We start from the raw sequence: 21659 nt of genomic DNA, 5'->3' as shown, positions 1-21659 counted from the left end.
CATGTCATTGGAGGTAGGTGAGCGTGAAAAGTGCTATCGATTTGCAGTCGATACGATGGCCCGCTCATGTAGGCTGCCGTCCGCTTTCAACGACCTCTTACCTGGCCATTACCGTCCACAACTGATCCACCTTCGTCGTGTAGCTCTGACTCTTCAGCTCCCTACGCATCGCCCATCCAGGTGCTGCAGGCACGCTGGCTAAACGCAGCACTCCCTTTCCCCAGCGGCCATTGATCTCATCCAGCACACCCATCACCTTGTCTGCCATTGCCGGCTGGGATTGCGCGAACAGGTCATCGGTGAATTCGCCAGGCTGGCGCAGATCCATCAGCAGCACTTCCGCCTTGCTGAACTTGTAGCCGGGACGGAAGAGACGATTGACCGCTTCGGTCGCAGCCTTCGTCATCAGCCGCACGTCGTTGGTCGGGTACGGTAACTCCACCAAGGCGCCATTGGCATATTTCGCTTCCTCAGGATTGAACATGCCGGTGCGAATGCTCACGCGGATCTTCTTGCACAGCGAGTGTTGCGCTCGGAGCTTTTCCGCTGCGCGCTGGGTGTAGGTGGCGACGGCCTCTTTGATTGGCTCAATCTGCGTGAGCCGGTTGCCGAACATCCTGCTGCAGCAGATCTCCTGCTTGGGTGGATCAGCTTCACCTAATTCCAGACAGGAGGTGCCGGCGAGCTCCCGAGCGGTTTTCTCAATCACCACGCTGAATTTCTGGCGAAGCATCCACGGGTCGGCTTTGGCCAAGTCCATGGCGGTCTTGATGCCCATCGTTTCCAGGTGCGCCTTCATGCGCCTGCCGATGCCCCAGACCTCGCCGACATCGGTGTTGCGCAGCGTCCAGTCCCGTTTGAACGGATCGCACAGATCCACCACGCCGCCAGTGATGTCCAGCAGCCGTTTGGCTGTGTGGTTGGCGAGCTTGGCCAGCGTCTTCGTGCGTGCGATGCCTACACCGACAGGAATGCCTGTGCGTTTTAGAAGCGTGGATCGCATGTGCCTTCCGAATGCAGGCAGATCGCCTGGGACGCCGGTCAGATCGGCAAACGCCTCGTCAATGCTGTAGACCTCAAGCGCAGGCACCAGCGATTCGATGATCGTCATGACGCGTTCGCTCATGTCGCCGTATAAAGCGTAATTACTGCTGAAGGCTACGATCCCATGCCGGCGTAGATGGTCTTTGATCTGGAAGTACGGCTGGCCCATTTTCACAAAAGGTTTGGCGTCGTAGCTGCGCGCAATCACACAGCCGTCGTTGTTGGACAAAACCACGATGGGCGTCTTTGCCAGGTCGGGTCTGAACACTCGCTCGCAGCTCGCGTAGAAGCTGTTGCAGTCAATCAGGGCAAAGACGGGCTCACGTGTTGTCATGATCGCGCACGCTATATTTCACCACACCCCAGATCACCAGCTCATCACCCTCCATCACATGCCTTGCCGGATATTTTGGATTCTCTGACAAAAGCATCACGGCGTTCTCCCGCAAAAGCAGGCGTTTGCAGAATGGCTCGGAATTGAGCGCTGCGATGACGATATCGCCACTGACCGCTTCTATGCTCCGATCAACAACCACCAGATCCCCTGAATAGATGCCGGCGCCCTGCATGCTGTCTCCATCAATTCTCACCAGGTATACGTGCGGCGCGCGGATATCGAACAGCTCATCGAGGGAAATATGTTTTTCGATGTGATCAGCCGCCGGGGAGGGGAAGCCCGCCGGCACCCTGGAAGAATAGAGGGGCAGTTTCCTACCGCCAGACGCGAGTGGGCCGAGAATGGTGACGCTCATGATGCAAACCTTGTAGGTTAACTGTACATGCATACAGTTAACGATTTGCTTGGCTTGCGGTCAATCTCATAGGTATGACAATTCGACGGGTGACACCATGTGCGGACGCTACTCGATCTACGAATCGATGGATCACTACCTTAAGGAGCTTGCGCCTACGCAGCTGGTGATCAATGGCTATGACCTTTGGCCAGTCGAGCGGTACAACGTCGCGCCTTCTACGCGGGTGGAAATCATCCGGCCAGCGGTAGAGGGCTTGAGTGTCGATAAGGTCAAATGGGGGTGGGCGCCGTTCTGGGCGAAGGGAAAGCGTCCTGATCCAATAAACGCGAGAGTCGAGACCGTCATGACCGGGAAATTCTTCAGTCAGCTCTGGCCAAATGGTCGCATACTCGCGCCGGCGAATGGTTGGTTTGAATGGGTTAAAGACCCCGATGATGCAAAGAAAAAGCAGCCCTATTTCATTACGTTGAAAGAGCAGATTCCGATGTTCTTCGCCGGCTTGGCTGAAGTACACGAAGGCCTGGAGCCGGATGATCGAGATGGCTTCGTCATCATCACCGCCGCGAGCGATGAGGGTATGGTCGATATCCATGACCGGAAACCCCTTGTTCTGGCGCCTGAGCACGCTCGCGAATGGATTGATCCTGAGACGTCAGTTGAACGAGCCAAGGAAATCGCGATGGAACATTGCCGACCGGTTACCGATTTTCATTGGTACAAGGTTAGAAAGGATGTGGGTAACGTTCGTAATCAAGGCCCGCATCTGATTCAGCCCCTCTCACTGCTCGAAGACGTGGATGACTGACTTCAGCCGCAGTCTGAGAGCCGGCGTATCGGCAGTTGCACGCCAGCGAACAGAAGTATTGGCATGAAGAGGGGAGTAAGGCTTTTCCATGCGCGGCCATCTGAATGTAAAAGCAGTCAGATTAGTCATGTAATTCCCGTCGTCTATTCGTACTTGCCGGATTAAATCGTTGATTGTCCGCTATCAATCCGAGAGGTATTTTCACCACCATCTAGCCGGGTCACCTGCTGGCAGTTGGAACGACCCCCTGTGCCCGGAAGTCTACCTGTAACTGCTTATTGATAAGGTACAGAGCAATGGATAAGACAATCACCGCCGATCAACTGGCTACCACCGACCTAAGATCATTCAACGAGATATGGCTCGGCGAGACTCATACCCAGCTATGCCTATGGCGTGGTGAACAGGTCTTCACCCACGAGATGATGAGCGAGGGCACCCACGATCAGAATGTCCGACGCCTGTGCTTGCAATTGGTCAACCCTGACGATCAAGCCACAGTTGCCAGCGTTGAGTTGATCGTGCGCGAACAGCTAAAAATGATGGGGATGGTGGGGGAGTTTTATCCGGCTGAGGAGGCGAATACTCATCTATAAGAAAAGGCGCATCGGCCATTCACACGGAATCAATCCAAGACCTACTGTCGCTTGGAAACAGCTTTTAATATCGGCTGGCTGGGTGAAAGACCTCACGAGCAACTACTTGTAAGTGCGGGGCGTGATTTATGGTGTAACCTCTAGGTATTACTCACATCGAGAATTTCCATGTCCAAACTTGCCGAATTCCGCCAACTTGAAAAACACCTCGCCGAACAACTCCAAGCGCTTGAAGCTCTCAAGGGGGATGCTGGCCTCAAGAAAGAAATTGAGTTCGAAACGAAGCTGCGCGATTTGCTCGCAAAATATGGCTACAGCCTGAAGGACGTGATCAATCTGCTTGATCCGCAAGCGGGTCGTCGCGCTCCAGTAGCAGCGACGAAAGGCGGCACCCGGAAAGCTCGCCAGGTGAAGGTCTACAAGAACCCTCATACTGGCGAGGTTATTGAGACTAAGGGTGGCAATCACAAAGGTCTAAAAGAATGGAAAGCTAAGCATGGTTCCGACACCGTCGAGTCATGGCTGGCCAAGTGATTTTGGTTTGAGTACAAAAGGGCCTGAGAAGGCCCTTAGTTAGCTGGCGAGGAAGAGCGCTCGAACTAGAAAGCAGAGCGTTTTTCGCGGCCCCATACAATGACAAAGCCTATGGCTCAGTATGTTGGGGCTATCGGTTAAAGCGCTCGACCAACGAATATTGAGTTGCCGCTGTCTTGGTCAACTCCTTGCTAAGTTCTGCTGAGTGATGAGCTTGCTCCGATGTCTGATCCGCGAGTTGGGCAATGGTGGTGATGTTGCGGCTGATTTCCTCGGCGACGGCGGTTTGCTCTTCAGTGGCGGCCGCAATCTGCGTTGTCATGTCAGTGATGTGGGCTACGGCTTCACTGATTCCCACCAATGCCTTGTCTGCTTCAAGTACCCACGCCACACCTTCTTCGGCTTGACGATGGCCGCTCTCCATTGTCTGTACGGCAGTGTTAGAGGAAGTCTGAAGCTTGGTGATCAGGTCATGGATCTGCTTAGTGGACTCAGACGTGCGCTGTGCCAACTGACGTACCTCGTCGGCCACTACAGCGAAGCCTCGACCCATATCGCCAGCGCGCGCGGCCTCGATCGCGGCATTCAGTGCCAGTAAGTTGGTTTGATCGGCAATACCTTTGATTACGTCGACCACTGTTCCGATTTCGTTGCTGTCCTTGGCCAACTGCGCGACGGTCTCCCCAGTTTCACCCACCACTGCAGAGAGGCGCTGGATCGCTTCGCGGGTATCTCGGGCAATGTCGCGTCCGCGTCCGGTCAACAGATTAGCCTCCTGGGTGGCGTCAGCGGTGCGCTGGACATGGCTCGCGACTTCTTGTGTGGTCGCCGCCATCTGATTGACTGCAGCGGACACTTGCTCGGTCTCGACGCGCTGGCGATCAAGTCCACGTGAGCTGTCAGAGACCAGTATGTCGGATCTCCCGGCTAACCCACTGAGTTGCTCTGCGGTGTCTTGCAGGCGTGTGAGACAGGTCTTCAGACGCGCAGCCTGGCTCACAAAGGCTGTTTCCAAACGCGCTTGAGCCCCGTGCTGATCACTGTACATCTGTGCAATAAGTTGATCAGAAGTAGAGGGCTCAGCCATCTGCAACAGGCGCATTGTTCCTTGCTTTTGCCAACGAGAGGTCATCAGTCCGAGCGGAGCGGATGTGCCTATTGTGGCGACAATAGCTACGGATGCGTCGAGAAGTAGACCGCTCAAAGTGCCCACCAGACCCATAACAAGGTACGGCAGGTAGTCCAGCAGGGCAGGCAGCCACTTGTCTCGAGTGGGAATGGCGGGTTTTCCCTGGCTGATGCGCCGGTAAAGGGATTCTGCGCGTCGGATCTGCTCAACGGTCGGTTTGACTCTGACCGATTCAAAGCCAACGACTTGGCTGCCTTCAAAAATTGGTGTTACGTAAGCGTTCACCCAGTAGTGATCGCCATTCCTAGAACGGTTTTTGACAATCCCCATCCACGGGTTGCCTTGCTTAAGAGCGCTCCACATATGCGCAAAGACTGCAGATGGAACATCAGGATGGCGGACGATGTTTTGAGGGGCGCCAATCAGATCGCTTCGGTCGAAACCGCTGATCTCGACGAAGGAGTCATTGCAATAAGTAATAACTCCTCGGACATCTGTCGTTGAGATGAGCTTTTGTTGAGGAGCTAGCGCAATTTCGCGCTGCGTTACTGGTTGATTGTTTCTCATTCCCGATGCCTCTTATGTCCAATTAGAATGCCATCGGCAGATACTAGAAAAAGGTTAGTGGGTATCGCAAAAAAAACTTTAATAACAATAGGTTGTGTTAAGTGTATTGAGGTGTGGCCACCTCGAGCAGTTTGAGCTACACGAGCGATTTGTGATGTTCTATGTCCCGAATGGCGATACACGCCCTGAGGTACTAAAAAGGTCAATCAGATCAGTGATGATTCGGTAACTGATTGAAAGCCCCCGCTTTTAGGCTGCCTTTAACGGTGCCTTGGGAATCCCATGGGTTTGGCACAGTGCGGCTGCACGGTTAGGCATACGGATCATGATGTAGATCACTCCGGTGCCATGAGCATCGCGAGAGTCATATCGATGAAATCTTCGTTCTTGCTGATCGTTTCCAGCGTACTACGCCCATTGCTTCCAACCTAAACCGTTCCACGCTGCTTGACACATAGGGTGAGCTCCATGATGGCGGTCTCACGCGAATTGGTTTTGATTGATCTTGAATAGTAGGGAAGGGATCAGGAATGATTTGGCATCGCGAATCCTCCTGAAAGAGGTCGGCGTAGCAAAAGGTCTTGGTAGCCGGACGCGGCTCCGACAAGGTCAGTCTAGGTTGACTAAGTGATTTTAGTTTGATTACGAAAAAGGCCCGCCACGGCCTTTTTTGTTATAGATTTTTATTGAGTTCGAGGGCGATTTTGAAGCCCTATTCTGCTTGTAGAGGCGGCGTATTCCCCCCGTCACTTTGGCAAGATATGTGAACTTTAGTGATACGCGAATTTCCATTGCTTGAGAGTAAAGCCACCTAGCTATCAGCCCACTGATCGGCTGTCGCAACCTCAAGCCAGGAAGTTGAACGTGAAGACTACGCCCCCCAAGACCTCCCTGCGTCGCGCCGTCACTGGCCCTATGCTTTTTCTGTTTATTCTCGGCGATGTACTCGGGGCGGGCGTTTATGCGCTCGCCGGGACAATTGCGGGCGAGGTAGGTGGCGCAATATGGGTGCCCCTGCTCATCGCTCTGTTTTTCGCGATGCTTACTGCAGGTTCCTACGCAGAGTTGGTGACAAAATATCCTCACGCGGGCGCCGCATCGGTTTTCGCAGAAAAGGCGTTCCGGTCTCCGCTCATTTCTTTTCTCGTTGGCTTTTGCATGCTATCGGCAGCTGTTACGAGCGCGGCGGGTTTATCGCTGGCGTTTGCGGGTGATTACCTAGCGGCGTTCATCCGTGTATCGCCTCACATCGCAGCCCTACTGTTCCTTCTCGTTATCGCGCTCTTAAATGCGAGGGGAATTAGAGAGTCTTTGGGAGCCAACCTGGTGATGACAGTCATTGAGCTGTCGGGTCTTCTTTTGGTCGTTGTTGCCGCTGCTTGGTATTTCCGTACAGGCGAAGCGGAATTGGGTCGCAGCCTGGAGTTCAAGCCGGGGATCAGCCCGATGTTAGCCGTTTTGGGCGCGGCATTGATCGCCTTCTATTCTTTTGTAGGATTCGAAACATCCGCCAATCTCGCGGAAGAAATTCGAGACGTACGAAAAGTTTATCCGCGCGCATTATTTGCCGCATTGCTAAGGAAACTCTGAAAAAGACTTTCTGATTTGGCAAAATACCGCGACCCCACCCACCGAGTTTCCCGATGAAGCAGATGACCTTCGCCGACGCCGAGTACGCTGGCAAGCGCAAGCAAACCCGCAAGGAGTTGTTCCTGATCGAGATGGATCGGGTGGTGCCGTGGAAGGGCTTGATTGCTTTGATCGAGCCACATTATCCGAAAGGTGAAGGTGGCCGTCCGGCCTACCCGTTGATGGCGATGCTGCGTGTGCATCTGCTGCAGAACTGGTTCGGCTACAGCGATCCAGCGATGGAGGAAGCGCTGTACGAAACCACGATCCTGCGCCAGTTTGCCGGGCTGAACCTGGAGCGCATCCCCGACGAAACCACCATTCTCAACTTCCGCCGCTTGCTGGAGAAACACGAGCTGGCGGCCGGCATCCTCGCTGTCATCAATGGCTATCTGGGCGACCGCGGCCTGTCGCTGCGCCAGGGCACCATCGTCGATGCAACGCTGATCAATGCGCCCAGTTCGACCAAGAACAAGGACGGCAAGCGCGACCCGGAAATGCACCAGACCAAGAAGGGAAACCAGTATTATTTTGGCATGAAGGCCCACATCGGCGCCGATGACGAATCGGGTCTGGTGCACAGCGTAGTGGGCACGGCGGCCAATGTGGCGGATGTCACCCAGGTGGACAAATTGCTGCATGGCGACGAAAACGTGGTCTGCGCCGATGCAGGCTACACCGGTGTCGAAAAGCGGCCCGAGCATGAAGGACGTGAAGTTATCTGGCAGGTGGCGGCACGCCGCAGCACCTACAAAAAACTCGATAAGCGCAGCGTGCTGTACAAAGCCAAGCGCAAGATTGAAAAGGCCAAGGCTCAGGTGCGCGCCAAGGTCGAGCATCCGTTCCGGGTAATCAAGCGCCAGTTCGGTTACACCAAGGTGCGCTTTCGCGGCTTGGCCAAAAACACGGCGCAACTGGTGACACTGTTCGCTCTGTCGAACCTGTGGATGGCGCGCCGACATTTACTGACGAATGCAGGAGAGGTGCGCCTGTAATGCGGGAAATGGCCACCGGAGTGGGGTCCGGGTGGCGAAAACGTAAGAAATACTCGTCGAATTGATTGTTTTTTGATCATTTGGCGAGTTTAAAAGTTGCGCTAGGTGGTATGCCGGGGAAATACATGGCTACTTCAGACCATCCCTAACCACCGGAGTCGTCTACATGGCTGTCGGCGTCGCGGCATCTTCCGTACTGCCCATGGAAAAACTTGTGGCAACCTCGGCTCCTCTTCTTGAAGTGGTTCGGGCGTCAGGTTTAAACATTCCGCCTCGCGTCTTCGCGTTCATTGCACTGATCGCGGTAGCCAACGGCGCGCTGTTAACCATGATAATGGCGAGTCGCCTTACTTATGGCATGGCCTGTCTAGGACTTTTGCCGACCGCCTTGAGCAAGGTGCTGCCTCGGCGACGCACCCCTTGGATCGCGGTCATCGCTACCACCCTTGTAGCAATCGCACTCACGCTGACGGGAACGCTAGCTACATTGGCCGAAACCGTCGTCCTGCTCCTGCTGTTTGTATTTTTCAGCACTAATTTGTCCGTGTTAATCCTGCGCCGCGACGAGGTTGCGGAAAATCACTTTCGGGTGCCGACGTGGGTTCCGGTACTTGCTATCGTCTCGTGCCTGGTGCTGCTCAGTCAGCAAAGTCTGGAGACTTGGATGCGGGGAGGGGGCTTGATTCTGATAGGCATGCTGCTTTTTGTCTGTTCAAGAGTGGCACTGCCGGCGCCAGTGGAGCCTGGCTGATCTTGTAAGCGCTTCGCCGGTCTATCGCAGCGTAAAGCTCGTCGAAGTCATAGGAGTGCGGGCTGGGTGCAGTTGTATCAGGTGCGTCCAATGCCTAGGATCGTTGATTCTGAGGAACACTGGAACACCACCCGATCAATCGTCTGGCATGGCTGCATGCGTGAACATCGGCGCGAGCGGGGAGCACACCAACTCAATCCGCGTGCTCACAGATTGCTCACGGACGGGAAGCCACCTCGTCCAAGTGCCGCAGCAGTGCCAGAGGATCCTCGTAGACGCGGAGTGCCCCAGCGCGTTCAAGCTCTCCGGTGTCGTAACCACCAGAAAGCAGGCCTATACCGGTGGCCTTACAGCGGCGTGCGGCGAGCATGTCCCAGATGGCGTCGCCGATCACCAGGCAATCTTCGATGGGTACATTGAGTTTGCTTGCAGCGGCGAGGAAAAGGTCGGGGTCGGGCTTGCCGTACTTCACGTCATCACGGGTAATGAGATTGACCTCAGCGATATCCAAGCCCAATGCCTTCAGATTTATTGCTGCAGTATCCATCCCACCGCTGGTAGCGATGCACCATTTGAGCTGATTGCGGTTTAAGGTATCGAGAAGCTCTACAGCGCCAGGAAGAGCGGTTATCTGGCCTTGCAGATCCTTGTAGGCTTTATCATGTTTATCGCTCAGCCTTTTGGCCTGGTCTGATTTGATTTCCAAGCCGGTCTCACGGGCTAACGTCTTAAGCATCAGTCCACCGCTCATACCGATTTTTCTGTGAATACGCCACATGGCCAACGGTATGTCTTCTGAGTCGAGCGCGGTTTTCCACGCGAAAACATTCTGGTAAACGCTATCAGTCAACGTGCCATCCAGATCAAATATGAATGAGGTTTGCTGGCGCATACGTGACACCTCCGTTAAGCAAATTTCAGGTAGTAGATGTCGCGTATTGGAAATATTGGTCGCATCGAATACCTAGTGAGTTGACGTTAATCCTTAAGTCTTTCCAAGTCGGCTGGGCCGGGTTCCACACGTGGTTCGTCGCCAAGAAACTTATCTTCCCTAACGACCCGTTCGTCATCTGTTAAACCCGTTTTAGACACGTCTGAGACAAGAGCAGAATCCTCCAGTGCTTTGCTTTTTTTTGATGAAGCGGAGCTTCTTTCATTCATGAGATTTCTCCTCGACCCTCGAAATTTGAAGCGCTCAATTTTTCGAAAGCACATGGTCTGAGTCGTTCCTTCTTTCGCAGATCTCGAAGCGGAGAAACCGCAGCGCATGAATGCCGCTGTGGTTTCCATCGCCTTACTTCCGCCTTGAGCCGAGGGTTAATCAGACTTATGAAGCAAGCTGAACCATTCAGCATAAGGGGAGTTAGTGACCCGGAACCTATTGAAATCAGGACTGCCATCAGCCCACCAAACAGGGCCCCGCTCACCAAGTGCTACTTAGGCGAGTTGTACCTTTTCCCGAGCGGGCTTTAGCTGCGATTCGTCTTCCGAATCCTTTGCTCTCTTCACCTCGCGTCGAGCTGCCATGAGTGCATCGACAAGACGCTGGCGCACGTCCTCTTCCAATGACGGGTTTGAACAGCGCCACAGCAGCCCTTTGACAACGAAGTAACGACCGTCAGGTGTTACTGGATGCATTTCGTCACCTCAGATCTTTCCAAGGGCGCTTCTCCAGGGAGTTCACGGAGGACGACTACCTCAGCTTTCGAATGGGAAGGCGTTTAGCTTGTTTGACCCCAAACAGTATTCCCAGTAATAGCGCTGCGCCCGCCGCCAGGAGTATGGGATAGGGGTGTTTACCTGACATCCAGACGCCCTCAACTCCGTGTTGATCGCTTGGCGAAATAGGGCGATGTCCCGATGACGATGGATTACGACTGATCGGAATGTCATAGGGATCGATCTCTGCTTCGTAAGGCATTTCGTTTAAAGGTAAATGCGCACCGTCTGCGAGAATTAGGGTGAGATTTTCGACCGTGCCGGCGAGTCGATTGGGGAATACTGGCTCACCAGTGGGGTCAAGCTCATCGTAATAAAACTGCTGACCTTCCAGCCAGCCTATGGCCGTCATCAATTCGGGGCCAAGGTAATATTTCCCGTCGAGGAAGAAGCCTGGGAAATGTCGTGTGCGTTCGAGACTTTCTACGATGTAACGCTCGCCTGCCTTCATACCGGTTGCTGGGTTAATCATGATGAAGCCCTCAGATTCGCTGGTGTTGCGATAGAGGATGGGGTGTGGCGCAACGTTCCATCGAGATGACTGAAAGGCTGAGTGGCAGGGAGGTGACGGTCGGTAAGCCAATAAATCGAACACTCGAAATACAAACCCTCTCCAAGCTACATGCCCCCACCATTGAGGGTACTGAGAGGTGTGTATGAATAGCGATCCAAAGCTGCAAGGCGGGATGGGTGAGGATGACCCTATGCCGACATCGCCTGATCCACTGAGCCCAGGCCGCACCGAAGTTGATCCAATGAAAGAGGAAGGAGTTGACGAACTTCCGGATAACGAAGGTGAGCGCCCGCTTGATGATGACGACGTCGGGCTCGACCCTGAGCGTGTGCGGGAGGAGACGGATAATGCGGTGATGGACAATCAGCAGGATCCGCGCTAACCCTTGGACACCCCTTCCGCGATCCTCAAGTGAGTTGGCCTGGAGGGCGAACTCGGATGGATAGCATGCAGAGCTGGACAGTTGATTCCATATTTGGCGCAAAAAAAGACCCGCGATGGGGGGGGCGGGCCGGGAATCACTAAAGGAGCTGTTACAACCGTACACCTGCAAATGTGAAATTATCGTGACGGGTGTTTCACCGTTTTTCAGAACCAAGATTATTCAATGATACGGGAGTGGCCTTCTGTAGCGAGCTCGGCAGCTGGCCTTCCAGTTCGGGGAGCGCTGCTTCTACAAGGGGCCACTTGGTCGCGAAGCTCTGATTTTCTGTCGGAGCAGAAAGCTTGTGATGCAGATATTCGATCTGCTGCTCTACAAAATGAGCTGAGTACGCTGCGGTTGAGATGACGACTGCTACTCCTAGAATGGCAATCGTCCTGAAGGCTGACATGGCGCTTCCTTGTCTGGCTACATCGGCTCAATCATAGTTCGTCCCGAAAGCGAGGAACAAGATAAGCGAGAAGCAATTGACTTGTTCATGCTGGACGGACAGTTGGAACCGATGCCTATGACTGACGTAGCCGCAAGATTGCGTCCGTAATCCCCTGAGCGTTCCTGTCTAACGTTTCCATGGCAGTGAGGGCATTGATCGCAGAGTTCCCCGCTCCGTTGTTCGAAAGCCACGTCGTAACCTCTTCAATGGCCGCGCAAATTGCATGCTGGTTATGCAGAAGCAACGTAAGAGCGTCAGCTGCAGCTACGTTTGCTTGAAAGCTATCGTGCATGGACTCGTCCTTAAATGAAAACAGCTGAGCTTGCAGATTACGGGTGATTTTAGGATCTAACCGCTCATCTCCCATGAAGTCCAACAAATTTGAGATTACACCTTAGAACATCCTGTGTTGCAGTCATCAGAAAATGCTCCAGATGCGGTATGCTCAATTTCTTCACTTTCTCCATCAGCACGCGCAGCCAATGCATTTGATTCCTTTGAATTTGATCGCACTGATGCTGCTTGCCCTAATGCTGGAGTCCTAATGATTGCGCAACGTATCACTGATCCATGCGATTCGCCGGAACGTCTTGCCGTACTGCATGGATATGAGATCCTCGACACCCCGCGCGAGTCCGATTTCGACGAATTGGTAAGTTTGGCTGCTTCCATCTGTGATGCGCCTATCTCAGTGATAAACCTGATCGATAGCCATCGGCGGTGGTTCAAGGCGGAAGTCGGATTGGGGATAAGTGAAACGCCATTGGACGTTTCCATCTGTCGTCATGTCCTTCTCCTACCAGGTGTCACCGTCATACCGGATCTGCGAGATGATCGTAAGCGTCCGAACTACACCGCCTTGCAACTCAAACCTTAATCCGTTTAAGCCACTGATTCACGCGCTCGCACTCAAATGCCGCCGGATCAAAAACATCGCCATGCCATTCAACCATGTCTTCATGCTCTGGATGATTGGGGTTGCCCATGGCCTCCAGAAAGTCCTCATAACCAGGCCCGCCACCCACGTCTTCCGGTGGGCAAGCATTGGCGCCATCGATGCAGTACGGCACCTGAGGACACGCAACCGCCGGTAACGTCTTTTCGACCTTGATACTGTGATGCCAACTGTCACCAAAGTCGTAGAGATAATTAAATGTCCGCTTTCCGCTCAGCGCCTTGATCAGCGTTTTACGGGCTTCAGGGTTTACCGTCGGCCCCCAACCATCAGGGTCGGGCATGCCGTAATTCTCACCGGCAATTTCAAACTCATGCAGATGGCTATCACTCCAGCCCATCACGACCTGGATGACATGGTGCAGTTTGCCCAAGGTGATGTTTTCAGGCACCGCGAACCGACGCCAGATCGTCGGAGTGATCCACTTCAGCTCAATGTGCAGCAGCAACAGGTCGGGGGCGGGTTTGGGTAAACGGACAGTTTTAACCATGGATCAGGCAGCCTCGCAGAATTCAGTCAGTGTGAGAGAAACGTTCCAGGGCAGCAGTTCGTCGACCCGATTGATTGGGTAGTCGGCGATGCGCTCCAGCACGTGTGTCAAATAGGCTTGCGGGTTCAGGTCGTTGAGCTTGGCCGAACCCACCAGGCTGTAAATCGCAGCCGCTCGTTCTCCGCCGGCATCGGAACCGGCAAACAGGTAGTTTTTGCGGCCCAGCGCGACGGCGCGCAGCGCCCGTTCGGCGGCGTTGTTGTCGATTTCGATTCGGCCGTCATCGCAGTAGCGCGTTAAAGCCTGCCACCGGTTGAGGGCATAGAGGATTGCACCGCCCAATGTCGATTTTTTCGACAGTTGAGCCAGCGTCTGGTTAAGCCACGCGTGCAGGTGCTCCAGCAGTGGACTCGCCCGACTTTGCCGAACCGTTTTTCTATGATCTGGCGGTTGTCCGCGGATCTCGCTTTCGATGGCATACAGGGCCGCAATCCGTTGCAGCGCCTCACTGGCAAGTGGTGAAGCCTGGTCTTTGTAGACATCGTAAAACTTGCGGCGGGCGTGAGCCCAGCAGGCGGCTTCCTGAATGCTGCCTGCAGCATACAGCTGAGCGAAACCGGCGTAGCCGTCAGCCTGCAAGATCCCGCTGAAGCTCTTGAGATGAGCACGGGGATGTTGCCCCTTGCGATCCGGGGAGTAGGCAAACCAGACCGCCGCCGGTGTCGTGTAACCGGCAGGTCGGTCGTCCCGCACGTATGTCCATAGGCGAGCCGTTTTGGTTTTGCCGTTGCCCGGCGCAAGTACACCAATCGGCGTGTCGTCGGCATGAACTTTATGGCCGCTCATGACATGACGCTCAAGGGTGTTGATCAGCGGCCTGAGCAATTGACTGCTCTGGCCGACCCAGTCGGCCAGAGTTGAGCGCTCCAGATCCACGCCCTCACGGGCGTAGATCTCGGATTGCCGATACAGCGGCAAATGGTCAACAAACTTGGAGACCAGCACGTGGGCCAGTAGCCCAGGGCCTGCAAGGCCTCGGGCTATCGGGCGACTCGGTGCCGGCACCTGAGCGATGTGCTCGCAGCAGCGGCAAACCCACTTGGGGCGAACATGGCGGATCACTTTGAAACGCGCTGGGACGTACTCCAGCACCTCAGACACATCCTCCCCCAAATGGCGAAGTTTCCCACCGCAACCGGAGCATTGCGATTCGGGCTGATGGACGTGAATTTCGCGAGGCAGGTGTTCAGGCAACGGCTTGCGCCGAGAGACGACGCGAGGGGGCGGTTCGATTGGTGGTGTCAGTTCAGTCTGGCTGACTTGCAACTCTTCAAGGCTCAACTGGAGTTGGTCGATCATGGCGTCCAGTTGCTCGGAACTGCGACCGAACTGCATACGACGCAGCTTGGCGATCATCATTTTCAAGCGCTCAATCTCTGCCCGCTGGGCAGAGACCAGAGCCTTCAAGGCTTGAAGATCGTTAGGCAAAGAGTCGGTCGCGAGCGTCATGACCGAATGTTACTTGGGATTTTTTCAGCGTGGCAAGTCAGACCGCGAGGATGGGTGCTGTACGAATTGGCCTGCGCCAATCAATGCCTTCCAACAGCATCGACAACTGCGCAGCCGTCAGCGACACGCTGCCGCTGGTTGCTTGCGGCCAGACAAAGCGTCCTTGTTCCAACCGTTTGCAAAACAGACACAACCCGTCGCCGTCCCACCATAGCAATTTGATCCGGTCACCGCGCCGTCCGCGAAAAGCAAAGATCTGACCGGAGAACGGATCGGCTTCAAGCTGAGTCTGCACCAGTGCGGCTAAACCGTCGAAGCCACGGCGCATGTCCGTGACGCCGGCAGCGATCCAGATGCGGGTTCCAGCGGGCGGAGCAATCATCGCAGTAACTGCTGCAAGATGAGTTGCAGGGTCTGCGGGTCAGGCGTGCCAGTGATGCGCAGCTTGGCTTTTCCCGCCTCAACAACGATCACGGAATGACACTCAGGCGGTGACTGAATGACTTGCGGTAAATCTATTGGCGCCTCGATCACCTGGACAGGCAAAAGCGTTGCACTCTGGCTGGCCGGGCCGAACAAGCCCTCTTGATATTGCTGCCGCCAGCGAAAGACCAGGTTGGCATTGACGTCATGCTCACGAGCGATCAACGACACGGAGGCGCCAGGCTGGAACGTGGCTTCGACAACTTTGCGTTTGAACTCTGGCGGGAAGTTGGGGCGACGACCGGGTCGACGGGCTGGGGCAATGATATCCAAGATAGTGTCCACTAAAAAATGGTGTCCACTATCTTGGCCAATTCGGAGGGCTGTCAGCAGAGGGTGCTGGCCGGACGGTTACAGATGATCCACGGATGAGTTCCAATCCTCTCGTGACGGCGGATGAAGGTCTGCGCTTCTACGCTGGCTGCTTATTGGAAACACCGGATGGCTATGGTCTAGAGACTCTATGCATCCTCGACCGTCAGCCAAGAGAGTTAACCCCGCAACAAAAGTTCGCCCTTGCAACGCTGGCGAAGCAGGTAATGGCTCAGTTGGAGTTGAGACGGTCGCTAAAGCAGAAGAGTCGACTTCTTGAACAGAAGGACATGCTTCTCAAGGAGATCAACCATCGAACGAAGAACCACCTGCAGCTGATCATTGGCTTGATTCAGTTACAGATACGCCAGTTGGCAGATCCGCAGGCGCGGGCAGCACTCGTCGATACCAGTAGAAGAATCACCAGCATCGCGGCAGTGCATGAAAAGCTGTATCAGGCTGATCAAGTGGAAACCGTGAACGCGGGAATTTACTTGTCTGAGTTGATAGACGGCCTACGTGGCTCAGCATCCCTCCATACGAGCTTCGCAATCGATATGGAGGACGTAATTCTGCCGCTGGATAGAGCAATACCTTTGGCTCTAGTCCTGAATGAGCTAGTCACCAACGCCCTTAAATATGCTTATCCAGACAAGGCAACCGGCGAGGTATTTGTTGAGTTAAAGGCGTCCACTGACCAGGTACTGTTGAGAGTGACTGACAGAGGGAGGGGACTTCCGGAAGGGTTCGATCTCAAAAAGCACTCGTCGGTAGGAATGAAGATTATCAAGTCGCTGACACGCCAGCTTCGTGGCGAAATTTCGATGCTGAACCAACATCCTGGACTGCAATGCTCTCTAGAATTTCCACGTTGAGGAGAGAGGGCGCTACACAGCTTTTGCTAACGACCAACCAGGCTCAATTATAAGAATGTTAGCGAAAATTGCTTACCTCACCGGTCGCTTTAGGGGCGGGCCGATTGGGCCCCAATCGATGAGGGTAACAAGAAGGCACTAGCTCAGTTGCTCTCTTTCCGCAGGCTACTTCAATGCCCTCACCTTTGCAGACCTCCAAGGTCAGAGTCAGGCGATTTAGATTGAAGAGGTATTTCAGCAGAAATCGTCTCATCCGTACCGGCAGTACCGAGATCGACCTGATCATTCTCACCTAGAGAGCTGTACTGATCCCGGAGCTTGCGTAGGTCTCTCGAGCCCATTTTATCAAGGCATAACGTCGCGTTTTGTGCGTCCTTAGTTGCCCGAATCAGTTCGTCGATCTTCAGATGTAGAATGTCATTGTCGCGGTTTTGCGTGTTCTGGATCAGAAACACCATTAGGAACGTGATGATGGTTGTCGACGTATTGATGATCAGCTGCCACGTGTCGTTGTAATGAAAATACGGCCCCGTGAGCGCCCATACTCCGATCAAAGCGATTGCTAGCAGGAAGGTTTTTGAGCTGCCTGCCCAGTTGGAAAGGGCTTGGCAGAATCGTGCGAATTTCATGATTGCTAACTCTAGTTGTAGGTAAGAACTAGACAACCGGTACGCCTGAAATACTTTATTACAATTCGACCTTTCGTCGGCATCTCGAACCTCCAAATCGTTTCCATGCACCTAAAATCTAGCGAAAGAAACGTCTGATATAGGAGCGCCGTAACCTAATTCCGCGCAACTTAGACGAAGGACTTTTGACGCTCATCACCCTCTTTGAACTCTAGCCTGAGCTGCCCCGTCCTTTGATATGAGGGGCTCAGGGCAATTCTGCTGTGTAGTCTCATTAAACGTTTTCACACGGAAAGCGAGGGGCCACATGAATACTTCAGACAGCAGGGCGGGATCCCAGGCCGACGATTCTGCAGACCTTAAACCAGGACAAGACTTTCAGCATTTGAAGGAGGATGTCACCGAAGCACTCGGTGGAGCTAGGGAGCAGGCCGATGCGCAGTTCGGCCAATATCGCGACACCGCTGCCGATCAAATCGAGGCATTGGCCCAAGGTGCGAAAAGCTTTGTCTCCGAGCTGGAGGACAAGGACACACTGGGCATGTCCGACTATCTCACCGATATGGCCGAGTCGATGACAGGCCTCGCCGGGAACCTGCGCGGCAAGAGCGCCGAGCAGCTCTTGCATGACGCCGCCGATCTGGCCCGCAACAACCCCGCACTGTTTATCGCCGGCAGCGTGGCCATCGGCTTCGGATTGTCGCGGTTTTTGAAGGCCGGCACCTCGGCGGCGGCCACCGTCAGTGCGGATCACCACGATCCAGCCGCAGGCCGCTCGACGCCGCCCTCGGGAGGTTATGGCGTGCATCGGCCCTATGAAACGTCCACCGATCCGAACCCGGGACTCGCGACCGGCATCACCCCTGCGTCCCCCGGTGAACACGACCATCCCACCGACTTTGCCGGTGCATCAGCGGCGGTTTCGCCCAGCACCAAAGGAGCATTGTGATGAACAGAGACGATCCTGATCTCCCGGGAACCAGACCCTTGGCGCCCACGGACGATGCTTCCGTGGTGGGCCTGTTGCGGCAGTTGTCCCGCGAAGTCCCCGCGTTGTTCACCAAGGAATTGGCGCTGGCCAAAGTCGAACTTCAGACCAGCCTCAACACACTCAAGGCCGGCATCGCGGCGGTGGCGGGCGGTGCGATTGTGTTCCTCGCGGGCTTCATCATTCTGCTGATGGCGGCGGTTTACGGCTTGAGCCTGTTCATGGCGCCGTGGCTAGCAGCGCTGATCGTCGGCGTGGTGGTGATGATCATCGGCTTCGCCATGCTGCAGTCGGGCAAAAAACAGTTTGAGCCATCCCACTTCAAACCTGACCGGACACTCGATGCCTTGAACAAGGATCAGGAAGCGCTGCGGAGGAAAGTCTCATGAACACTGAACTGGATATCGAATCGCAAAAGAGCCCTGAACAGATCGAGCGGGAAATCGACGCGCAACGCGCCAGTATCGGCAACATCGTCGACAAGCTGGAAAGCAAATTCACCCCCGGCCAGATGTTCGATCAAGCGTGGGGCATGATGCAGAACAACGGCTCAACCTTTATCAGCAATCTCGGCACCAGCGTGCGCAACAACCCGGTGCCCGCCGTGCTGACCTCGGTCGGGTTGCTCTGGTTGATGATGAGCCAGAACCGGCCACCGGTGCCGCAACCAACCTATCGCTCCGGGCCTGATCAGGACAAGGCCAGCGAGTGGGCCGATGGTTTGGCTGAGGGCTTGGGCAGTGCCCGCGAGCACATGCACCAGACCGCCGATTCGATTAAAGGGGGCTACCAGTCGCTCAAGGGCAAGGCCGCCCACTTAGGAGAAAACGTTGGCGCTGCGGGTGAAAATCTCAGCCACGCCATGCACGACGTCGGTGATCGGCTGACGCGTAATTCCCAGGTATTGGGGCAGCAATTCAACCAGTTGCTCAGGGAACAACCCTTGGTGGTGGCCGCTGCCGGTATCGCGCTGGGAGCCTTGCTAGGCGCAGCACTGCCGACGACCCAAACCGAACAACGCTACATGGGTCGCACCAGTGCTGGGCTGGTCGACAAGGTGAAAAAGCACGCGCAAGAGGGTTATGAAGCGGTACGCGACACAGTGACGAAAACCACTGATCAGCCGGGCGCGCAATCTGCGGCTGAAGAAACACGCACCACCACGTCGGCGAGCGCAGATCTTTCTCAAGGTTTGGGCACCTCCTAACCGCGCGGCATCGGGAGGCCCGCAATAGGCCTCCCACCTTTGTTTCAGGTCATGCGGTTTTTCGTCCGGCACGTTGAACCTTATTCAACTCCGGTTGCTCAACCGGGAAATGTTCGGGGTGAGCGAGATGAGCGCTTTTAAGAATCAACTGACATTTGCACAGGAAACTAAATTACTCGCTTTGGATGCCTGGCATCGCGCATTGGAAAATTTTGAATTGCGGATGGAATGCCCAGACGCCTATCACGATGAACTGCTGCGCCAGTCGGATGAAATGGATCGTTTGGGAATTCTGACTTGGGACGAGTGGCGCGACCTGAGACGAGAAGCAGACGACGCGTACCTGCGTGCTGTCGCTGGAGACGATTACCACTGAGGTTATTTAGGCCATGTCTATCGCCGGCGACACTGTTCAGTACCTGCGGGATCACGCATTGATGATCACAACAGCGGAATCGTGTACGGCGGGAAAAATTGTCACGCTGTTATCCGAGGTGGAGGGCAGCGGCGAATTTATTGAGTGTGGTTACGTCGTTTACTCGCCCCAAGCTAAAGAGCGTCTACTCCATGTCAGCCCTCAAACTATCGAAACCTCCAACCTCACCAGTGTCGAGGTGGCTAGAGAAATGGCTACGGGGGCCTTACGTGATAGCACCGCAAATGTCGCAATCGCAACTACCGGAATACTGGGGCCGAACGATGTTGATGGCATCCCTGCAGGCACAATCTGTTTTGCTTGGGCGTTTCAGGCGGATGATGACTGCTATGTCTTCAGTCATGAACACAGGTTCTCCGGAGGACGTTGTCAGGTTCAGGCAGAGGCGACGGAATATGCGTTGCAGTGGCTACCGCATTTTCATCGTCGTGCGCACGCTGGCGAGAAGGCTGAAGCCTAATGAACGAAGACTCCGATAACGCAGACCTGAGAAGCCGTGAACATCCGATTCGCGAGGATATGCCCTACCAATTGAAGGTCTGGCGTTTCGAGCGCGTTGGCTGGTACGTATTGGTTTTAGTCGTTTTGATGGGGTTGATGGGCGTCTTTTCCAGAGGCTTGCTCAGTTCAAGAGATGTCCGCAGTGAGGACGGTAAAGTCAGAGTGGAATATGAAATGTTCCATCGCAATGGCTCGACCAACTCGATGAAAATAACTTTGAGTTCGACGCCAGATTCTCAGGCGGAGCTGGAGCTCGCAGGTCAGCTATTGGAGGGCTTCAGTATCGAAACTCTACAACCCGAACCTCTGCGCTCAAGAAGTTCTTCACAAGGCATCAGGCTCTGGCTACAGACCGACCTTGATGGTCAAGCGACGCTATATATCACCCTGCGAGGGGATGGCCTTGGCTTCTACCGCAGTCAAGTCTCTTCACCGGGCACCAATGGCATAAAACTTGTGCAGTTCATTTTCCCTTAGGTGATTCATGGATTCGGTTTTGCGTGCTGGTGCGATGTATGTGGCTCTCATGGTGCTCTTCAAGATCGCTGGGCGGCGCTCCTTGGCGGAACTGACAACCTTCGATTTCATTCTGCTACTGATGATCGGTGAGGCGACTCAGCAAGCCCTACTGGGCGATGATTTTTCGCTCACTAATTCTGTGATCGTCATCGTCACACTTGTCGCCATCGATGTTGGCTTGTCCCTTCTTAAACAGCGCTCGCAGTGGATCTCACGGCTGATTGATGGCGAGCCGACCATAATCGTCGAGAACGGAAAACTTCTCCACGAACGCCTGCGTCGTGCGCGTTTGCTAGAAGCGGATGTGATGGAGGCTGCACGTTCCAGCCAAGGCATTGAGAAGCTGGAAGAGATCAAGTTCGCAATCCTAGAGCGCAACGGCAAGATCTCCGTCATTGCCCGAGAAGACTGAATCGCGTGCGTCAATAGGCACTTGCGGAATTACTTGAACACCTCTGGATTCGGGGGGCCTAATCATTATCAATCTGAGGAGGGCTTAACCATGTCGGAAGCTACCAGCTATTTCGCAATTGCCGTCGCGGTGATCATTTTGCTCGTTGATCTGTGGGCTATCGTAAGCGTGTTTCGCAGCGACAAGACGGTGGGAGTCAAAGCCGGTTGGGCTATCGGGCTCATCATCTTCCCAGTCATTGGTTTAATTGTTTGGGGTGTTGCGGGGCCCCGTGGGATCAAAGAAGGCCCTTCGTCGCCAGAACACAGTAAGGGGTAGTCAGCATCCGTCTGTCGTTAGCGCAGAAGGTTTTTGAAATTTACCCAGATGCATTTGCTTCAGATGATTGTGGGTTGGCATTCGGTCTCTTACCGAGTGAATCGCAGCCCGT

At 54.6% G+C, this 21659-nt stretch carries 27 protein-coding genes and 5 pseudogenes; 17 read left to right on the top strand and 15 right to left on the bottom strand.

Annotation, left to right across the window (positions count from 1 at the left end; translation table 11 throughout):
* Nucleotides 1-97: 97 nt before the first annotated feature.
* Nucleotides 98-1378 (bottom strand): translesion error-prone DNA polymerase V subunit UmuC, encoded by a 1281-nt coding sequence (gene umuC, locus ACYZUM_RS10470; protein WP_042559141.1) that lies wholly within the window; start codon nt 1376-1378, stop codon nt 98-100.
* On the bottom strand, nt 1365-1796 hold the full coding sequence (locus ACYZUM_RS10465; RefSeq protein WP_042559142.1) for a LexA family protein: 432 nt from the start codon (nt 1794-1796) through the stop codon (nt 1365-1367). Before ACYZUM_RS10465 ends, umuC begins: the two co-directional genes overlap by 14 nt.
* A gap of 97 nt (nt 1797-1893) precedes the next feature.
* On the opposite strand from ACYZUM_RS10465, the gene ACYZUM_RS10460 reads away from it, so the two are divergent.
* The 3 genes from ACYZUM_RS10460 (at nt 1894) to ACYZUM_RS10450 (ending at nt 3734) form a co-directional block, all read left to right on the top strand.
* On the top strand, nt 1894-2604 hold the full coding sequence (locus ACYZUM_RS10460; protein ID WP_042559143.1) for an SOS response-associated peptidase family protein: 711 nt from the start codon (nt 1894-1896) through the stop codon (nt 2602-2604).
* A gap of 296 nt (nt 2605-2900) precedes the next feature.
* Nucleotides 2901-3200, top strand: coding sequence for a hypothetical protein (locus tag ACYZUM_RS10455; protein ID WP_042559144.1), 300 nt, complete (start codon nt 2901-2903; stop codon nt 3198-3200).
* A gap of 168 nt (nt 3201-3368) precedes the next feature.
* Nucleotides 3369-3734 (top strand): histone-like nucleoid-structuring protein, MvaT/MvaU family, encoded by a 366-nt coding sequence (locus ACYZUM_RS10450; RefSeq protein ID WP_042559145.1) that lies wholly within the window; start codon nt 3369-3371, stop codon nt 3732-3734.
* A gap of 130 nt (nt 3735-3864) precedes the next feature.
* Here ACYZUM_RS10450 and ACYZUM_RS10445 read toward each other — a convergent pair whose 3' ends face one another.
* Complete coding sequence (locus tag ACYZUM_RS10445) at nt 3865-5430, bottom strand: methyl-accepting chemotaxis protein (RefSeq protein ID WP_042559146.1); 1566 nt, start codon at nt 5428-5430, stop codon at nt 3865-3867.
* Nucleotides 5431-5765: 335 nt separating this feature from the next.
* Nucleotides 5766-5979: pseudogene (locus tag ACYZUM_RS10440) on the bottom strand (hypothetical protein).
* 366 nt (nt 5980-6345) lie between these two features.
* Between ACYZUM_RS10440 and ACYZUM_RS10435 the strand changes: the two are divergent.
* The 3 genes and pseudogenes from ACYZUM_RS10435 to ACYZUM_RS10425 all read left to right on the top strand — a co-directional run.
* A pseudogene (locus ACYZUM_RS10435) lies at nt 6346-7008 on the top strand (APC family permease); the annotation flags it as partial.
* A gap of 65 nt (nt 7009-7073) precedes the next feature.
* Complete coding sequence (locus tag ACYZUM_RS10430; protein ID WP_010466230.1) at nt 7074-8054, top strand: IS5-like element IS1384 family transposase; 981 nt, start codon at nt 7074-7076, stop codon at nt 8052-8054.
* A 121-nt stretch (nt 8055-8175) separates the two neighbouring features.
* Complete coding sequence (locus ACYZUM_RS10425; RefSeq protein WP_473061358.1) at nt 8176-8805, top strand: APC family permease; 630 nt, start codon at nt 8176-8178, stop codon at nt 8803-8805.
* A 217-nt stretch (nt 8806-9022) separates the two neighbouring features.
* On the opposite strand, the gene ACYZUM_RS10420 is transcribed toward ACYZUM_RS10425, so the two are convergent.
* The 4 genes and pseudogenes from ACYZUM_RS10420 to ACYZUM_RS10405 all read right to left on the bottom strand — a co-directional run.
* Nucleotides 9023-9697, bottom strand: coding sequence for an HAD family hydrolase (locus tag ACYZUM_RS10420; protein WP_042559147.1), 675 nt, complete (start codon nt 9695-9697; stop codon nt 9023-9025).
* 86 nt (nt 9698-9783) lie between these two features.
* Nucleotides 9784-9966, bottom strand: a complete 183-nt coding sequence (locus tag ACYZUM_RS10415; protein ID WP_080896020.1) for a hypothetical protein — start codon at nt 9964-9966, stop codon at nt 9784-9786.
* A 156-nt stretch (nt 9967-10122) separates the two neighbouring features.
* A pseudogene (locus tag ACYZUM_RS10410) lies at nt 10123-10443 on the bottom strand (hypothetical protein).
* A gap of 265 nt (nt 10444-10708) precedes the next feature.
* Nucleotides 10709-10996: pseudogene (locus ACYZUM_RS10405) on the bottom strand (short chain dehydrogenase); the annotation flags it as partial.
* 184 nt (nt 10997-11180) lie between these two features.
* On the opposite strand from ACYZUM_RS10405, the gene ACYZUM_RS10400 reads away from it, so the two are divergent.
* On the top strand, nt 11181-11420 hold the full coding sequence (locus tag ACYZUM_RS10400) for a hypothetical protein (RefSeq protein WP_042559149.1): 240 nt from the start codon (nt 11181-11183) through the stop codon (nt 11418-11420).
* A 196-nt stretch (nt 11421-11616) separates the two neighbouring features.
* On the opposite strand, the gene ACYZUM_RS10395 is transcribed toward ACYZUM_RS10400, so the two are convergent.
* Complete coding sequence (locus ACYZUM_RS10395) at nt 11617-11871, bottom strand: hypothetical protein (RefSeq protein WP_042559220.1); 255 nt, start codon at nt 11869-11871, stop codon at nt 11617-11619.
* Between the two features lie 115 nt (nt 11872-11986).
* Complete coding sequence (locus ACYZUM_RS10390) at nt 11987-12205, bottom strand: hypothetical protein (protein WP_042562089.1); 219 nt, start codon at nt 12203-12205, stop codon at nt 11987-11989.
* Nucleotides 12206-12457: 252 nt separating this feature from the next.
* On the opposite strand from ACYZUM_RS10390, the gene ACYZUM_RS10385 reads away from it, so the two are divergent.
* Nucleotides 12458-12790 (top strand): hypothetical protein, encoded by a 333-nt coding sequence (locus tag ACYZUM_RS10385; RefSeq protein ID WP_473061326.1) that lies wholly within the window; start codon nt 12458-12460, stop codon nt 12788-12790.
* Here the strand turns inward: ACYZUM_RS10385 and ACYZUM_RS10380 are convergent.
* The 4 genes and pseudogenes from ACYZUM_RS10380 to ACYZUM_RS10365 all read right to left on the bottom strand — a co-directional run.
* Nucleotides 12780-13358: a plasmid pRiA4b ORF-3 family protein gene (locus tag ACYZUM_RS10380; protein ID WP_473060881.1), complete on the bottom strand. Its 579-nt coding sequence runs from the start codon at nt 13356-13358 to the stop codon at nt 12780-12782. The genes ACYZUM_RS10385 and ACYZUM_RS10380 overlap by 11 nt on opposite strands.
* Nucleotides 13359-13361: 3 nt before the next feature.
* The gene (gene tnpC / locus ACYZUM_RS10375; protein WP_153380244.1) at nt 13362-14867 is read right to left on the bottom strand and encodes an IS66 family transposase; all 1506 of its coding nucleotides are present in this window, start codon (nt 14865-14867) and stop codon (nt 13362-13364) included.
* A 37-nt stretch (nt 14868-14904) separates the two neighbouring features.
* Complete coding sequence (tnpB, locus tag ACYZUM_RS10370) at nt 14905-15249, bottom strand: IS66 family insertion sequence element accessory protein TnpB (protein WP_048351026.1); 345 nt, start codon at nt 15247-15249, stop codon at nt 14905-14907.
* A pseudogene (locus ACYZUM_RS10365) lies at nt 15246-15551 on the bottom strand (transposase); the annotation flags it as partial. The pseudogene ACYZUM_RS10365 and the gene tnpB, both read right to left, overlap by 4 nt.
* Nucleotides 15552-15718: 167 nt before the next feature.
* On the opposite strand from ACYZUM_RS10365, the gene ACYZUM_RS10360 reads away from it, so the two are divergent.
* Nucleotides 15719-16537 carry a sensor histidine kinase gene (locus tag ACYZUM_RS10360; protein ID WP_473061325.1) on the top strand — a complete coding sequence of 273 codons (819 nt, stop codon included), beginning with the start codon at nt 15719-15721 and terminating at the stop codon, nt 16535-16537.
* Nucleotides 16538-16716: 179 nt separating this feature from the next.
* On the opposite strand, the gene ACYZUM_RS10355 is transcribed toward ACYZUM_RS10360, so the two are convergent.
* Entirely contained in the window at nt 16717-17166 is a 450-nt protein-coding gene (locus tag ACYZUM_RS10355) for a low affinity iron permease family protein (protein WP_142580120.1), read from the bottom strand.
* Between the two features lie 307 nt (nt 17167-17473).
* Here ACYZUM_RS10355 and ACYZUM_RS10350 point away from each other — a divergent pair, with 307 nt between their 5' ends.
* The 8 genes from ACYZUM_RS10350 (at nt 17474) to ACYZUM_RS10315 (ending at nt 21547) form a co-directional block, all read left to right on the top strand.
* The gene (locus ACYZUM_RS10350) at nt 17474-18115 is read left to right on the top strand and encodes a hypothetical protein (RefSeq protein WP_042559217.1); all 642 of its coding nucleotides are present in this window, start codon (nt 17474-17476) and stop codon (nt 18113-18115) included.
* Nucleotides 18115-18543, top strand: coding sequence for a phage holin family protein (locus ACYZUM_RS10345; protein ID WP_042559216.1), 429 nt, complete (start codon nt 18115-18117; stop codon nt 18541-18543). Before ACYZUM_RS10350 ends, ACYZUM_RS10345 begins: the two co-directional genes overlap by 1 nt.
* Nucleotides 18540-19361: a DUF3618 domain-containing protein gene (locus ACYZUM_RS10340; RefSeq protein WP_042559215.1), complete on the top strand. Its 822-nt coding sequence runs from the start codon at nt 18540-18542 to the stop codon at nt 19359-19361. Before ACYZUM_RS10345 ends, ACYZUM_RS10340 begins: the two co-directional genes overlap by 4 nt.
* Before the next feature lie 127 nt (nt 19362-19488).
* Nucleotides 19489-19737, top strand: a complete 249-nt coding sequence (locus ACYZUM_RS10335; protein ID WP_181263831.1) for a hypothetical protein — start codon at nt 19489-19491, stop codon at nt 19735-19737.
* Between the two features lie 13 nt (nt 19738-19750).
* Nucleotides 19751-20257, top strand: coding sequence for a CinA family protein (locus ACYZUM_RS10330; protein WP_473061324.1), 507 nt, complete (start codon nt 19751-19753; stop codon nt 20255-20257).
* Nucleotides 20257-20775, top strand: a complete 519-nt coding sequence (locus ACYZUM_RS10325) for a hypothetical protein (protein WP_042559212.1) — start codon at nt 20257-20259, stop codon at nt 20773-20775. Before ACYZUM_RS10330 ends, ACYZUM_RS10325 begins: the two co-directional genes overlap by 1 nt.
* 7 nt (nt 20776-20782) lie before the next feature.
* Nucleotides 20783-21229 (top strand): DUF421 domain-containing protein, encoded by a 447-nt coding sequence (locus tag ACYZUM_RS10320; RefSeq protein ID WP_042559211.1) that lies wholly within the window; start codon nt 20783-20785, stop codon nt 21227-21229.
* Between the two features lie 90 nt (nt 21230-21319).
* Nucleotides 21320-21547: a PLD nuclease N-terminal domain-containing protein gene (locus tag ACYZUM_RS10315; RefSeq protein ID WP_042559210.1), complete on the top strand. Its 228-nt coding sequence runs from the start codon at nt 21320-21322 to the stop codon at nt 21545-21547.
* Nucleotides 21548-21659: the final 112 nt, after the last annotated feature.

The sequence above is a fragment of the Pseudomonas sp. m6p genome (assembly GCF_055760375.1).
The sequence above is the reverse complement of the archived record's forward strand: the minus strand, read 5'-3'. Positions and strand labels throughout refer to the sequence as shown.